Source organism: Comamonas denitrificans, from assembly GCF_042654745.1.
Lineage (GTDB): Bacteria > Pseudomonadota > Gammaproteobacteria > Burkholderiales > Burkholderiaceae_C > Comamonas > Comamonas denitrificans.
Window position 1 is genome coordinate 105,618 of record NZ_JBHSEY010000010.1, and the last position, 14,371, is coordinate 119,988.

General features: G+C 61.3%; 14 protein-coding genes. 6 read left to right on the top strand and 8 right to left on the bottom strand.

Annotation, left to right across the window (positions count from 1 at the left end):
• Window positions 1-16 precede the first annotated feature (16 nt).
• Complete coding sequence (locus ACFO24_RS02450; protein ID WP_377736613.1) at window positions 17-1,663, bottom strand: CTP synthase; 1,647 nt, start codon at window positions 1,661-1,663, stop codon at window positions 17-19.
• Between the two features lie 102 nt (window positions 1,664-1,765).
• Here ACFO24_RS02450 and coaBC point away from each other — a divergent pair, with 102 nt between their 5' ends.
• Together coaBC and ACFO24_RS02460 are read left to right on the top strand one after the other, a co-directional pair.
• Window positions 1,766-2,974 carry a bifunctional phosphopantothenoylcysteine decarboxylase/phosphopantothenate--cysteine ligase CoaBC gene (gene coaBC, locus ACFO24_RS02455; protein ID WP_377736615.1) on the top strand — a complete coding sequence of 403 codons (1,209 nt, stop codon included), beginning with the start codon at window positions 1,766-1,768 and terminating at the stop codon, window positions 2,972-2,974.
• 37 nt (window positions 2,975-3,011) lie between these two features.
• Window positions 3,012-3,518: a hypothetical protein gene (locus ACFO24_RS02460; protein ID WP_377736617.1), complete on the top strand. Its 507-nt coding sequence runs from the start codon at window positions 3,012-3,014 to the stop codon at window positions 3,516-3,518.
• 4 nt (window positions 3,519-3,522) lie between these two features.
• Here the strand turns inward: ACFO24_RS02460 and brnQ are convergent, their stop codons facing one another.
• Both brnQ and ACFO24_RS02470 read right to left on the bottom strand, forming a co-directional pair.
• Window positions 3,523-4,845: a branched-chain amino acid transport system II carrier protein gene (gene brnQ, locus ACFO24_RS02465; protein WP_377736618.1), complete on the bottom strand. Its 1,323-nt coding sequence runs from the start codon at window positions 4,843-4,845 to the stop codon at window positions 3,523-3,525.
• 176 nt (window positions 4,846-5,021) lie between these two features.
• Window positions 5,022-5,459 (bottom strand): HIT family protein, encoded by a 438-nt coding sequence (locus tag ACFO24_RS02470; protein ID WP_377736620.1) that lies wholly within the window; start codon window positions 5,457-5,459, stop codon window positions 5,022-5,024.
• A 285-nt stretch (window positions 5,460-5,744) separates the two neighbouring features.
• Here ACFO24_RS02470 and dcd point away from each other — a divergent pair, with 285 nt between their 5' ends.
• Both dcd and ACFO24_RS02480 read left to right on the top strand, forming a co-directional pair.
• Complete coding sequence (dcd, locus tag ACFO24_RS02475; RefSeq protein ID WP_207573888.1) at window positions 5,745-6,311, top strand: dCTP deaminase; 567 nt, start codon at window positions 5,745-5,747, stop codon at window positions 6,309-6,311.
• A gap of 445 nt (window positions 6,312-6,756) precedes the next feature.
• Window positions 6,757-8,196, top strand: coding sequence for a DEAD/DEAH box helicase (locus tag ACFO24_RS02480; RefSeq protein ID WP_377736621.1), 1,440 nt, complete (start codon window positions 6,757-6,759; stop codon window positions 8,194-8,196).
• Window positions 8,197-8,223: 27 nt separating this feature from the next.
• On the opposite strand, the gene ACFO24_RS02485 is transcribed toward ACFO24_RS02480, so the two are convergent.
• Complete coding sequence (locus ACFO24_RS02485) at window positions 8,224-9,075, bottom strand: symmetrical bis(5'-nucleosyl)-tetraphosphatase (RefSeq protein WP_377736623.1); 852 nt, start codon at window positions 9,073-9,075, stop codon at window positions 8,224-8,226.
• A 71-nt stretch (window positions 9,076-9,146) separates the two neighbouring features.
• Here ACFO24_RS02485 and ACFO24_RS02490 point away from each other — a divergent pair, with 71 nt between their 5' ends.
• Window positions 9,147-9,446 (top strand): H-NS histone family protein, encoded by a 300-nt coding sequence (locus ACFO24_RS02490; RefSeq protein WP_377736624.1) that lies wholly within the window; start codon window positions 9,147-9,149, stop codon window positions 9,444-9,446.
• A gap of 88 nt (window positions 9,447-9,534) precedes the next feature.
• Window positions 9,535-10,755, top strand: coding sequence for an FAD-dependent monooxygenase (locus tag ACFO24_RS02495; RefSeq protein ID WP_377736626.1), 1,221 nt, complete (start codon window positions 9,535-9,537; stop codon window positions 10,753-10,755).
• On the opposite strand, the gene ACFO24_RS02500 is transcribed toward ACFO24_RS02495, so the two are convergent.
• The 4 genes from ACFO24_RS02500 to ACFO24_RS02515 all read right to left on the bottom strand — a co-directional run bounded on the left by ACFO24_RS02500 (window position 10,742) and on the right by ACFO24_RS02515 (window position 14,260).
• Window positions 10,742-12,019 (bottom strand): MFS transporter, encoded by a 1,278-nt coding sequence (locus ACFO24_RS02500; RefSeq protein WP_377736627.1) that lies wholly within the window; start codon window positions 12,017-12,019, stop codon window positions 10,742-10,744. The two genes, ACFO24_RS02495 and ACFO24_RS02500, sit on opposite strands and share 14 nt — an antisense overlap.
• Before the next feature lie 119 nt (window positions 12,020-12,138).
• Window positions 12,139-13,500, bottom strand: a complete 1,362-nt coding sequence (locus ACFO24_RS02505; RefSeq protein WP_377736628.1) for an amino acid permease — start codon at window positions 13,498-13,500, stop codon at window positions 12,139-12,141.
• Between the two features lie 83 nt (window positions 13,501-13,583).
• On the bottom strand, window positions 13,584-13,898 hold the full coding sequence (locus ACFO24_RS02510; protein WP_377736629.1) for a YkgJ family cysteine cluster protein: 315 nt from the start codon (window positions 13,896-13,898) through the stop codon (window positions 13,584-13,586).
• Window positions 13,898-14,260 (bottom strand): YkgJ family cysteine cluster protein, encoded by a 363-nt coding sequence (locus ACFO24_RS02515; protein ID WP_377736630.1) that lies wholly within the window; start codon window positions 14,258-14,260, stop codon window positions 13,898-13,900. Before ACFO24_RS02515 ends, ACFO24_RS02510 begins: the two co-directional genes overlap by 1 nt.
• Window positions 14,261-14,371 lie beyond the last annotated feature (111 nt).

The following is a 14,371-nucleotide window of genomic DNA, read 5'->3' on the forward strand; positions in this document are numbered from 1 at the left end:
CAAGCAGCTCCTGTTATTAATCTTTCTTTTCAGCCAAAGCCGCGCGGATAAAGGCATTGAACAGCGGGTGGCCGTTCCATGGCGTGGATTTGAACTCGGGGTGAAACTGCACGCCAATGAACCAGGGGTGCACGCTGGTGGGCAGTTCGACAATCTCGGTCAGTTGCTCGCGCTGCGTCAGCGCCGAGATCACCAGCCCGGCTTGGCGCAGGCGATCAAGGTATTGCACATTGGCTTCGTAGCGGTGGCGGTGGCGCTCGGTGACCACGTCGCCATAAATGCCGTGCGCCAGCGTGCCTTTTTGCACATCCGAGCTTTGGGCCCCCAGGCGCATGGTGCCGCCCAGGTCGGAGTTGGCATCGCGGGTGTACACCTTGCCGTCGGCATCTTTCCACTCGGTAATCAAGGCGATCACGGGGTGGGGGGTGTCGGGCTTGAACTCGGTGGAGTTGGCATCGGCCAGCCCCGCCACGTTGCGGGCAAATTCGATGGTGGCCACTTGCATGCCTAAGCAAATACCCAGGTAGGGCACCTTGCGCTCGCGGGCAAAGCGGGCGGTGGCGATTTTTCCTTCCACGCCACGCTCGCCAAAACCGCCGGGCACCAAAATGGCATCGTAGCCGCCCAGGTGCTCGGCCGCGTTGGCATCGGTGATGAGTTCCGAATCAATGTGATCAATCTTGACGCGCACATGGCTTTGCATGCCAGCGTGCTTGAGCGCTTCGTTCACCGACTTGTAGGCATCGGACAGCTCCACGTATTTGCCCACCATGGCCACGCGCACCTCGCCCTGGGGGTGTTCGGTTTCGTACACCAAATCGTCCCAGCGCTTGAGGTTGGCCGGCGGCGTGTTCAGGCGCAGCTTGTCGCAGACCATGCCGTCCAGGCCCTGCTCGTGCAGCATGCGCGGCACTTTGTAGATGGTGTCCACATCCCACATGCTGATCACGCCCCACTCGGCCACGTTGGTGAACAGGGAGATTTTGGCCTTCTCATCGGCCGGCACACTGTGCTTGGCGCGGCACAGCAGGGCATCGGGCTGGATGCCGATTTCGCGCAGCTTTTGCACCGTGTGCTGGGTGGGTTTGGTTTTGAGCTCGCCCGCCGTTTCGATGTAGGGCAGGTAGGTCAGATGGACAAAGGCGGTGTTGTTCGGCCCCTGCTTCAGCGCCAATTGGCGCACGGCCTCTAAAAAGGGCAGCGATTCAATGTCGCCCACAGTGCCGCCCACTTCGCAGATGGCCACGTCCACCGCATCCGGGGTGCCAATGCCTGCGCCGCGTTTGACGTATTCTTGGATTTCGTTGGTGATGTGCGGAATCACCTGCACGGTTTTGCCCAGGTAGTCGCCCCGGCGCTCTTTTTCGAGCACGCTTTGGTAGATGCGGCCGGTGGTGAAGTTGTTGGCCTGCTTCATGCGCGTTTCGATGAAGCGCTCGTAGTGGCCCAGGTCCAGATCGGTCTCAGCGCCGTCGTCGGTGACGAACACCTCGCCGTGCTGGATGGGGCTCATGGTGCCCGGATCGACGTTGATATAGGGATCGAGCTTAATAAGGGTGACTTTGAGGCCACGCGATTCAAGCAGTGCTGCCAGCGAGGCCGAGGCGATGCCCTTGCCTAAGGAGGACACCACACCGCCCGTGACAAAAACGAATTTGGTCATGCCGTTGTATAGGTAGCGGGAAATTGCGATTATAGGGGGCAGCGTCCGCCAACTGCAGCTCCCTTGGGTGAATGCACCCCCGCCCTCTGCTAGCATTTGCCTATGCAAGAGCTTCAAAGCAAACACATCGTCTTGGGCCTGACCGGCGGGGTCGCCTGCTACAAGGTGGCGCAGCTGTGCCGCCTGCTCACCAAAGTCGGGGCCACCGTGCAAGTCGTCATGACCGAGGCGGCCCAGCAATTCATCACCCCGGTGACGATGCAGGCGCTATCGGGTCGTCCGGTGTTTACCTCGCAATGGGATGCGCGGCCTGAGAACAACATGGCGCACATCAACTTGAGCCGCGCGGCCGATGCCATCGTCATTGCCCCGTGCAGTGCCGACTTTGCCGCCAAGCTGGCCCAGGGCCGGGCCGATGAGTTGCTCAGTTTGCTGTGCCTGGCGCGGCCGCACGGCAAGCCCTTGCTGCTGGCCCCGGCCATGAACCGCGAAATGTGGGCGCATCCGGCCACGCAGCGCAACTTTGCCCAGGCCGCAGCCGATGGGGCCCAGGTGCTGGACGTGGGCCAGGGCGAGCAAGCCTGTGGCGAATGCGGCGATGGCCGCATGCTGGAGCCTGAAGAGCTGATCCAAGACATTGCCGCCAGCTTGGTGCCCAAGCGCTTAGCGGGGCACAAGGTGTTGATTACGGCGGGGCCGACCTTTGAGGCGCTGGACCCCGTGCGCGGCTTGACCAACCATTCCAGCGGCAAGATGGGCTTTGCCATTGCGGCGGCGGCCCGCGCGGCGGGGGCGCAGGTGACCTTGGTCGCCGGCCCGGTGCATTTGCCTACGCCCCGGGGTGTGCAGCGCATCAATGTGCAATCGGCGCGGGACATGCTGGCAGCGGTGCAGTCGGCGCTAGAGGATGTTTCTATTTTCATAGCTGCCGCCGCAGTTGCAGATTGGCGTCCGGCCGATTTTTCTACTAAAAAAATCAAAAAAGACGGCAGTGGTGCCGTGCCCAGCCTGGCCTTTGTCGAAAACCCCGACATTCTGGCCACCGTGGCCAACAGTGAACGCGCCCAGCAGGGGCAGCTGTACTGTGTGGGCTTTGCCGCTGAGAGTGACAACCTGTTGGCCCACGCCAGTGCCAAGCGGGTGCGCAAAAACGTTCCGTTGCTGGTGGGCAACATTGGCCCAGCGACATTTGGTCAGGATGACAATACGCTGCTGCTGATTGATGCCCACGGCAGCAGTGCCTTGCCCCGGGCCAGCAAGGCGCAACTGGGCCATGCCCTGATCGCAGAAATCGCACGGCGTTTGCCGTGACGGCCTTTTATTTACTTCCAACAGGGGCAGACAGGCTATGAACCAACCCGCATCTGGCTTACGCCACCAACCGCCCCCCGCTTTGGCCGATTACAGCGGCCCCCCCAATGGGGACTATGTGCGCTATGTTGAGCAGCTGATGCAGTGGTCAGAGCAAGAGCATCGCCGCACGGGTGGTTTTACCCTGCCGACTGCCCAGCCCCATGCTGGCCAAGTGGGGGCCAAGGCGAGCGCAGCCACCAAGGCTGCCAGCAAGAAAGAAGAGGTGGTGCGCCAGGTGACGCAGATGCTGGCGCAAAGCAATACCACCACTTCGGGCAAAAAGCGCGGTGCTTTTAATCCACCCACAGCGGGGCAAGACAAGCCTGGCCTGCCTGCCGCCTCTATGAAGGTGCCCAGCATCGTGTTTGGCATGGTGCTGCTGGGCTTGCTGGTGTTTAAAGCCGAGTGGATTCCGCTGGCGATTGTGTTGTGGGTGGTGTGGAATGTGCGCCGCTTGCTGCGCTCGGCCAAGGCAGCTTCCAGTACAAAGTCTGCCGGCTAGGCCATCAATGCGCGGCGTGCGCTGGTGGGTAGGGGCGCACGCGGTCCCATGCTGCTGCCAGGGCGCAGGCCACCAGCACAGGCAGCAGCCAGCCCAGCCCCATCGAGGCACCGGGCAAGCTCAGCAGCAGACTGGGAATCCATGCCTGCAGTTCAGCCGCCTTGAAGCCATCGACCAAGCCAAAAATCAGCGCCACCAGCAACACCGGAGCGAACACTGTGCGCGGATTGCGCCAGCAGCGGCTGAGTAAATTGAGTCCCACCAGCGCAATCGCTACCGGGTAAATGGTGTAGAGCACAGGCACAGCAATGGCAATCAGCTGGGCCAGCCCCAAGTTGGCCGCGCCCAGTGAAAAGGCGCTAATCAAAATGACCACGGCCCGGTAGGACAGGGGCAGCAGCTGGCTAAAGTACACCCCGCAGGCGCTGACCAAGCCAACGCCCGTGGTCAGGCAGGCCAACAAAATCACCGTGGCCAGCAGCCACAAGCCGGGGTTGCCAAAAGTATGCTCCACGTAGCGGGTGAGAACTTCTACGCCGGTGCTGGCATTGGCGGCCAAATGGGCGTTGTGGGCCCCCAGGTAAACCAGTGAGATATACACCAGCCCCAGCCCCAGCGCCGCAATCACCCCGGCAGCAATGGCGTAGCGGGTGTGCAGCCGCGCATCGTGGATGCCTTGGCTTTTGATGGCATTGACAATCACCACGCCAAACACCAGTGCGCCCAGCGCATCCATGGTTTGGTAGCCCTGCAAAAAGCCCTCGGCCAGGGGTTGGTGGACATAGTTGCCCGTGGCGGCGCTGAGCAGGCCGGTCGGCAGGAAAAAGGCGGCCCCGCCCACAATGGCCAAGGCCAGAATCAGCACCGGGGTGATGATTTTGCCGATGTTGTCCATCAGCTTGCCAGGGTAGAGCGAGAGCAAAAGCACCAGCGCAAAATAAACGCAGGTAAAGATGAGCAAATTGACTGGGGTGTCGCCCACAAAGGGGGCGACCCCCATGGCAAAAGACACCGTGGCGGTGCGCGGGGTGGCAAACAGGGGGCCAATGCAAAGGTACACCGCCACGCCCAAGGCAATGCCGGCGGCCTTGCCCAGGGGGGCAGTCAGTGCCGGCATGCCCCCGCCCACGCGGGCCAAGGCCACCACCGTGAGCAGCGGCAGGCCCACACCGGTGAGCAAAAAGCCCAGGGCGGCCGGCCACAGCTGATCTCCGGCAGACAGCCCGACCATGGGCGGAAAAATGATGTTGCCAGCCCCCAGAAAGAGGGCAAAAGTCATAAAGCCAAGGGCCAGAATGTCCCAGAGATGGAGTTTTTTCGTCGTCATGATGGGCACGATTGTGACAAAAATAAATTGCACATATTGGTTTCTTGGCGCTTTAAAAAATGATGTTTGGCGTATTTTTTGAAATTTTTTTGATTGCTTTGCTTTTTGCGCATAAAAAACCCCTGCATTTTGGGGTGCAGGGGGTGTGGGGCGGCGGTGGTGCCGCCGTGCTGTGCTTACAGCACTTTGCGCAGGCGCTCGGCGTAGTCATGCAGCGCAGCGGGGCCAGGTTCTTTGCGTGGCCAGCCTAAGGTGATGCCATCGTTTTGGTAGCGCGGCACCACATGCAGGTGAAAGTGGCGCACGGTTTGCTCGGCCGCAGCGCCGTTGGCTTGCAGCACGGTGATGCCTTCGGGGTCGAATGCGCTTTGGATGGCGTGCGCCATGCGCTGTGCGGTTTGCATGACGGCACCGGCTTCTTCGGCGGTCAGCTCTAGCAGCGTGACAGCGTGGCGCTTGCTGGCCACCAGCACATGGCCGGGATTGACTTGGCCCAGGTCCATGAAAGCCAGGGTCAGCTCGTCCTCATACACCTGGGCGCAGGGAAGGGTGCCGGCAACGAGTTTGCAAAAAATGCATTCACCGGGCGGCGAGGTATCAACAAACATGGGCATAGAGGGCTCCTTTTTATAGATGGCGGATGGGTTTTTCCTGCGCAGCCGCTGGCGTTGCAGGTAGAGTGCGGATTTTTACCGATACCACTGCCCCTTAGAACGTGTTCACGATCTCCTCGCGGGTGTGCAGTCGCGGCCTCGGGCGGTCTGCGGCGTTGCAAATCCTCGCCATAGCTACGGCTATGTCTGTGGTTTGCGCCTTGCAGCCCATCCCGATCCGCATCCCGCACCCCTTCGCGCGCAGATCGTGAACACGTTCTTAATGACGACGAGAGAGAAGCGCGCATGAGCATCAAAAGCGATAAATGGATACGCCGCATGGCCGAGCAGCACGGCATGATCGAGCCCTTTGAGCCTGGGCAAATTCGCCAGGCCGACGGCAAGAAAATCATCAGCTACGGCACCAGCAGCTATGGCTACGACATCCGTTGCGCCCGCGAATTCAAAGTTTTTACCAACATCCACAGCACCGTGGTGGACCCGAAAAATTTCGATGAAAAAAGCTTTGTCGATTTCGAGGGCGATTACTGCATCATCCCGCCCAACAGCTTTGCACTGGCCCGCACGGTGGAGTATTTCCGCATTCCGCGCGATGTGCTGACGGTGTGCTTGGGCAAAAGCACCTACGCCCGCTGCGGCATCATCGTCAATGTGACCCCTTTTGAGCCCGAGTGGGAAGGGTATGTGACGCTGGAGTTTTCCAACACCACGCCGCTGCCCGCCAAAATTTATGCCGGCGAGGGCTGTGCCCAGGTGCTGTTTTTCCAAAGCGATGAAGTCTGCGAAACCAGCTACAAAGACCGCAACGGCAAATACCAAGGCCAGCACGGCGTGACCTTGCCCCGCGCCTGAGAACGTGTTCACGATCTCCTCATGGGTGTGCGGGCGCGGCTTCGGGCGGTCTGCGTCGTTGCAAATCCTCGCAATAGCCAAGCTATTGCTGTGGTTTGCGCCTCGCAACCCATCCCGAACCGCATCCCCCACACCTTCATTTGAGATCATGAACACGTTCTAAGGGGCAACACCACGCAAGCAGTGTGGCCCACCCGCAGGCCTTGCCCTGGCCCCTTGGCGCGCCATCCGTGGGCACGCTTGCCAGCGCTTTTTTGCTCACTGCGTGTTGTCCAACGCTTTATAGGTAGAGCTGTTGCCGCTTTATATTCAACAAAATAACGAATAAAACACCATAAATTTGTTGTCAATTCAGCGGTTAAAGCTATATTAAAAATAGTTATCTTTGATTTATTTTTCCCCGCTCACGCGCAGATCGGGTGGCAATGCGACAATCGCTTTCTTCATGACAAGTCCTACTCTTTCTTTCTCCGAACTCGCTCTTGCCCCCAGTTTGACCCAGGCGGTCGCCGAAATGGGCTACGAGACAATGACCCCCATCCAAGCCCAAGCCATCCCCGTGGTGCTCACGGGCCAGGATGTCATGGGTGCCGCCCAAACCGGTACGGGCAAAACAGCGGCGTTTTCCTTGCCCCTGCTGCAGCGCCTGATGCGCCATGAAAACAGCTCGGCCTCGCCCGCCCGCCACCCGGTGCGGGCTTTGGTGTTACTGCCCACGCGCGAATTGGCGGACCAAGTAGCCCAGCAAATTGCCCAATACGCCAAGCACACCAAATTGCGCAGCACGGTGGTATTTGGTGGCATGGACATGAAGCCGCAAACGGCTGAATTAAAAAAAGGCGTGGAAGTGTTGGTGGCCACGCCGGGGCGGCTGTTGGACCATATTGAGGCGAAAAACGCCGTTCTGCACCAAGTGGAATATGTGGTGCTCGACGAGGCGGACCGCATGCTTGATATTGGCTTTTTGCCCGATTTGCAGCGCATCTTGTCGTATTTGCCCAAAGAGCGCACCACACTGCTTTTTTCAGCCACGTTTTCGCCTGAAATCAAGCGCCTGGCGAGCAGTTATTTGCAAAATCCGGTGACGATTGAAGTGGCGCGTGCCAACGCGACGGCATCGACGGTAGAACAGCGTTTTTATGCCGCCCATGACGACGATAAACGCCGCACCATTTGCCATGTGCTCCAAGAGCGCGGCATTCGCCAAGCGTTTATTTTCTCCAATAGTAAATTAGGCTGCGCGCGCCTGAGCCGGGCTTTAGAGCGCGATGGCTACCGCGCAGCGGCCTTGCACGGCGATAAAAGCCAAGATGAACGCCTCAAAGCCTTAGAGGCCTTTAAGCAAGGCGAAGTCGATTTGCTGGTTTGCACAGACGTTGCCGCGCGGGGCTTGGACATTAAGGATGTGCCCGCCGTGTTCAATTACGACGTGCCCTTTAATGCTGAAGATTATGTGCACCGCATTGGCCGCACAGGCCGCGCCGGTGCCAGTGGTTTGGCCGTAACGCTGGTGGCCCCCAGCGACAGCAGATTGGTCGCCGATATTGAAAAGCTGATCAAGACCCGCATCACGGTAGAAACGCTGGCCATGCCCAGCGCCCGTGCACGCCAGCGCAGCGATATCGGCGAGCCGCGCAGCGAGCGCCCCTCTGGGCACCAGGAGGCGCGCAATGGCGCCAGCCATTTCGCCAGTAGCCGCCCTGTGCGGGGTGCGCGGCCCGTGCGGGCAGCCCCGGCCGATCCTTTCTTTGACCGTCCCTACGAAGCCAGCGCCAGCGAAGCCCCCCCCACGTGGGAGAGCAAACCTGCGCCCGGCAGCACCCTGCGCCAAATCAAGGCCAAGCGCAAAGTGCCCGCTTTGTTCAAACCCGCAGGCAGCGTGTAAAACGCTGCGCCGGTGGCAGGCAGCGGCTTATTGGCCCGGTGTTTGCGCGGGCGGGCAAGGCAGCTGGTGAATTTGGCGCTGGTCAAAATCAGCCATAGAGATTTCTAAGGCTGTCAGCGCCCCACCCCAGACGCAGCCTGTGTCCAGTGCTATCAAATTTTTCTGATTGTGCAGTCCCAGTGTGGACCAGTGGCCAAAGGCAATGCAGGTGTTGGCCGTTTGCCGGTGGGGGCAATCAAACCAAGGCATCAGCCCTGCCGGGGCCGCGCTGGCGGCCTCAGAACTGCTGAAATCCATCTGCCCCAGGGCATTGCAAAACCGCAGCCGTGTCAGTGCATTGACAATAACGCGCCAGCGCTGCATGCCGACCAGGGTGTCGTCCCAACGGTCTGGGGTGTTGCCATACATCTGTTGCAAAAAATTGGGCAAATTGCTGCTGCGCAATTGGGTCTGCACCTCGGCCGCGTAATCCATGGTGGCTTGCAAGCTCCAGCTGGGCAATACCCCGGCATGCACCAGTAATAAATCCTGCCCCTGCTGGCTTTGCAAATGCCGCGCCAAAGGCTGCGCTGCCAACCATTGCAATAAATCTTTGCAATCAGGTGCTTGCAAAATCGGGGTTAAAGTGTCGCGCCGACCGGGCGGGCGCACTTTGTGCGCACAGGCCAATAAATGCAGATCATGGTTGCCCAGTAATACCTGGACGCTGCCTTGCATATCGCGGCAAAAGCGCAAAGTCTCTAAGGATTGCGGCCCCCGATTGACGATATCCCCTAATAAATAAACACTATCAGTGCTTGGGGAAAATTCAATCTGTCGTAAAAGTTTTTGCAAACAGGCGAAGCAGCCTTGCACGTCGCCGATCAGATAAGTGGCCATATTAATTAATTTGCAGAGTTGGGAATTATTTATTTATAATCGCCCAACTATTTTGAAAGGATGTTTCCATCATGAGTTCTTACAAGGAATTACTCGCTCAGCGCAACGCTCTCGAATTACAAATCGAAGAAGCTCGCCGCCGTGAACTGGCCGACGCTGTTGCCAAAGTGCGTACCCTGGTTACCGATTATGGTCTGACGGCTGACGATATTTTCCCGCCTGCCCGTGGTGGTCGCATCAGCAGCACCCAAGGCGTGAAAGTGGCCCCCAAATACCGCAACCAAGCCACCGGTGAAACCTGGACCGGCCGGGGCAAACCCCCCAAGTGGATTCAGGGCCAAGACCGCGACCAGTTCCTGATTCGTGATTAATGGTTAGCGCCTTTTAAAAAGCCCGCTTTGGCGGGTTTTTTTATGGCCGTATGAAAAATCGCTAGGGTTTGCCCGGACAATTCAGTCTATGGATGCCGAAAAGAAACAATTACTCATTGCGGGCGGGGGCATTGCCGGCATGGCAGCCGCTTTAGGTGCTTCGCATGCCGGGTGGGATGTGCGGGTGTTTGAACGCGCAGCGGAATTTTCCGAAGTGGGCGCGGGGGTGCAGCTGGGCCCCAATGTGGTGCGGCGTTTGCAAGCCTGGGGGCTGCAAGAGGGGCTGCAGGCCGTGTGTGCCATGCCCCAGCGGCTGCGGGCGCACAGCGCTTGCAGTGGGCGGGAATTGGCCCAAACCCCTTTGGGTGCCAGCATGGTGCAGCGGTATGGGGCGGCCTACGTCACCATCCACCGGGCGGATTTGCACCAGCTGCTCGTGCATGCGGTGCAAGGGCGTGAGGGGGTGTTTATTAACCACGGCCAGCCAGTCGAAGAAATTTTGGGCTTAGAGGGTGTCGCCACCATCCGCACCCCAGCCTACCCTTGCGTTGAAGGCGATGCCTTATTGCTGGCCGATGGCGTTTGGAGCCAGCTGCGAGCTGGTGTGCTGGGCGATACGAGCCGACCGCGCGTCAGTGGTCATTTGGCTTACCGGGCCTTGATTCCCATGGCCGATGTGCCCGCTGCTTGGCGCGCCCACGAGGTGAACGTCTGGCTGGGCCCGCAGCTGCATGCCGTGCACTACCCGGTGCGCCGGGGCGAGCTTTTGAATCTGGTGGTGATTGTCGAAGGCCCCGCACCCGAAGACCTGACCCAATGGGACCATGCCGCCAATGCCCTGCAATTGGCCCGTGCGCTGCAAGGCAGTTGCGCGGCACTGCGGGATATGGTGGGCAGCGTCGAGGCCAGCGGTGGGCAATGGCGGTTGTGGCCGCTGTCGGACCGTGCGCCTTTGACGGGCCCCCAGGGCATGGCCCGGGGTCTGGTAGGCTTGATTGGCGATGCTGCCCACCCCATGCGGCCCTATTTGGCGCAAGGGGCCGGTATGGCCATTGAGGATGCGGCAGAGCTGCAACGTGCGCTGGCGATGGCGGACTTGGATGTCAGCACGCGCCTGCGCCGCTACGCGCTCAACCGCTGGCAGCGCAATGCCCGGGTGCAGGCGCGTTCGATTCGCAATGGTGAGATTTTTCATGCCACCGGCCTCATGCGCTGGGGGCGCGACAGCGCCCTGCGCCTGCTGGGCAGCCGCTTGATGGATGTGCCCTGGCTGTACCGGGGCGATGGTGCGTGCGCTACGGGCTGGTAGGGCTGGTAGGGCGCTCGCTGGCTTGCGCCAGCAGGGGCGATTGGGGCAACACCCGAAACGCCACCGAGGCCAGCGCCAGCCAGGTGGCAATCGTGCACAGCACCACGGTGTAAACATCCAGGCCCTGGGCGCTGGCCCAGGCGGCGACGCTGCCGGTGAGCCATTGCATTGCTGCTACGCCCAAAAACATCGCCATGGTGAACACCGACAAGGCCCGCCCCGTCAGCTCGGCGGGGTAAGAGGCCCGCACATCGGCATATTGCAAGGGCGCGTAGCCCGAGAGCAAGCCCATGAACAGAATCAGCGCCACGCTGGCGCTGGCCCAGGGCGCGAAGGCCAGTACGACAAAGAACCCGGCCAGGGCCAGCGAGGCCCGGCCCAGCCATTTTCTGCGCCCGGCCACGCCAGGATCAAGGCGGCCAAACAGCCCGGGGGCGAACAGCGAAATCAGCGATACACCCAGCGCCACGTTGCCCGCTTGCACCAAGGAAAAATCAAACCGCCCCATCAATAGCGGCCCCAGCCACAGCCCACGCAGACTCAGGAAGGCGGCGTAGCACGACATGCCCAGCACCACGATGCCCCAGGTGTGCGGCAGGGCAAACAGCTGGAAAAAGCCCCGCAGCGCCTGGCCCCAGCCTTCTTGGCTGGGGGGCGGTGCGTGGGGGGAGGGTGGCTCGTGTACCAGGCGGTAAATCAGCCCCCAGGCCAGCAGGCACAGCACAGCCAGCACGGCAAAGCCCACGCGCCAGTTCCAGGTTTGCACCACCCAGGCCAGGGGCGTGCCGGTAAACAGCAGGCCCAGCCCGCCGCCCCCCAGGCACAGGCCGGAGAAAAAGGCGAAGCGCTCAGGCGGAAAGTGCCGGGCCACGAACAGGGTGCAGACCAAAAACGCCGGCGAGCAGCCCACGCCAATCAGCAACTGCCCCAGCATCAGCACCGGGTAGCTGGGGGCCAGGGCCGATAGCAAAGCCCCCGCCACCGCCAGCGGCAGGGCGCAGACGATGGTGTGGCGCAGGCCGAATTTGTCCAGCGCAATGCCCATCAGCAACTGGGCAATGCCAAAGGACAGGCCAAACAGCCCGGCAAACGCCCCCAGGCCGGCATTGCTCAGGCCAAATTCTGTTTGTAGCCCGTGTGCCAGCGTGCTGGTGACGGTGCGAAAAGCCTGGCTCAGGGCAAAGCCAGTCAGCAGCGCCAGCAGCATCAGCCACAGCGGGTGGTGGCGTTGGGGGGGCGGGGAGGAGGAAGGCGGTATCGACATGGTCACAGCGCCCAAGCCTAACCAGCGCCGCAGTGCGGTAGCCAACGTGTCTGAGCGGGGGGGCCCTCGGCGTTGTTCAGCGCGTGCGGGTGGGGGCGTGGCTACAAAAGCGCAAACAGCTATTTTTTATGGCGCACCATGTAGATGATTGCCAGCAGCAGCACCCAGGGCAGGCCAAAAGCCAGTGTCAGGCGAAATTGCGGGGTAAACGCCGTGGTCACCAGCACCGCCCCCATCAGCACTGCGCCCAGCAGCGTCAGCCACGGAAAGCCCCACATGCGAAACGTCAGCGGCGCCAGCCCCTCCCGATTGCGGCGGCGGCGAAAGGCCAGGTGGGTGACGAACACCATGAACCACGCCAGCATGGCGCCGAACATGGCAATCGACATCATCCAGACAAACGAGTCTTCGGGCCAAAAAGCGTTGATGAACATGGCCACGGCCACACCCAGGCTGGAGATCAAAATCGCCGCCACCGGCACCCCGTTGGCATTGGTGCGGCCAAAGCGCGTGGGGGCTTGCCCGGCCCGTGCCAGGCTGAACATCATGCGCGAGGTGGTGTAGAGCTGGCTGTTCATGGCCGACAGTGCCGCCACCAGCACGACAAAATTAAGCACCCCGGCGGCGTAGGGAATGTGGGTTAGCTCCATCACGCGCACAAAGGGGCTGGTTTGCGTGGCCGCCTCGGTCCAGGGCACGATGGCCAGCATCAGCGCCAGGGTGAGCAGGTAAAACAGCACCAGGCGCAGCACCGTGGTTTTCATCGCCTTTTGCACGGCGCGTTCGGGGTGCTGGGCTTCGCCAGCGGCCACGGCAATGGCCTCCACGCCCAGGTAGCTGAACATGGCCACGATCACGCCCAGCCACATGCCGCTGATGCCCTTGGCCCAGAAACCGCCGCCCACCTGGTAATTGGCCAACCCCATGCCGGGGGCCGGTGCGCCAAACACCACATAGCTGCCGATCAGGATGAAGGCGATGATGGCCGCCACCTTGATGGCAGAAAACGCATACTCCACCGCGCCATACACCTTCACGCTGCGCAGGTTAACCCCCACCAGCACGGCCGAGAACACGCCTACCCAAATCCACTGCGGCACAGCGGGAAACCAATAGGCCATGTAAATGCCCACGGCCGTCACCTCCATGCCCACGGCCAGCACCAGCGCCGCCCAGTAGGCGTAGCGCAGCACAAAGCCGACCATGGGGCCCAGGTAGTACTCGGCATACGCGCCAAACGAGCCCGAGGTGGGGTGGGCCACTGTCATCTCGCCCAGGCAGCCGATCAAGAGCAGGGCAATAAAGGCCCCGATGGCATAGCTCACCAGCACCGCCGGCCCGGCAAAGCCGATGGCAAAGGCGCTGCCCATGAACAGGCCCGTGCCCACCGCGCCGCCGATGGCGATCATCACCATCTGGGCGCTGGTCAAATGCTGCTGCAAGCCGCGCTCGCGCTGCTGAATATCGTTAAAACTTGCCATAAAGAACCGAAAAATTGGCAAGTATCGCTTGCTGATTGCGCATTGGGTTGTGTATGGGCAGAAAAACTGTGCATCCAGGGTGTTTACGCAAGCAGCGCCAGGCCATGTTGGCGGCGCACGCGGTTGCAGGCATCCGAGCCCGCCGCAAACTCCCGGCAGGGCGAGGGCCGCCATTCGTAGATGCCGCAGGCGACCTGCTGGCCCACCGTGCCGGTCAGGGCTGCGCAGCGCGGGCGGGCGTAGTCGGTGCCGCGCAGGCGGCAGAGGGAATCGGTCACCGGTTCGATCAGGCCCAGGGGGACGCGCCCGCCGTGTTCCTGCGATTCGTACACCGAAAAATCCACGCGAAAAGCCGCGCAGCAGGCACCGCAGCTCAGGCAGGGGTGTGTGCCCGCCATCAGGCCGCCTCTTGCCAGTGCTGCACCTCAGCCTCTTCCAGCGGCGGCAGGCCGAATTGGGCGCGGGTGTCGTGGCAGCCGTAGCTGGCAAAGGGAAAGTCGCGGCAGGGGCGGGGGCGGCTGTCATAGATGGTGCAGCCGACGCAGTCGGCCCCCACGACGGGCAGCGGCCCCAGGGCGGCGCAGCGCACGGGGCGGTACTGGGTGCCGTTCATGCGGGCGCGGTTGCTGCCCGCTTCGTGGGCCAGTTCGTCCGGGACGGTGCCGCCCATGGAGCGCAGTTCGTACACAGAAAATTCGACGCGGTAGTTTTGGCAGCAGACACCGCAGGTCAGGCAGGGGTGGATGTCGGTGGAGGACATGGCAGGCACTAGGAGGAGGCAAGGGTTCAGGGTTCGATAGGCGAAAAACTTTCAGGGCCGCTTGCGCCTGCCAGCGTCACAGGGTGACAGCCAGGCACAGCGCGGCCGGCA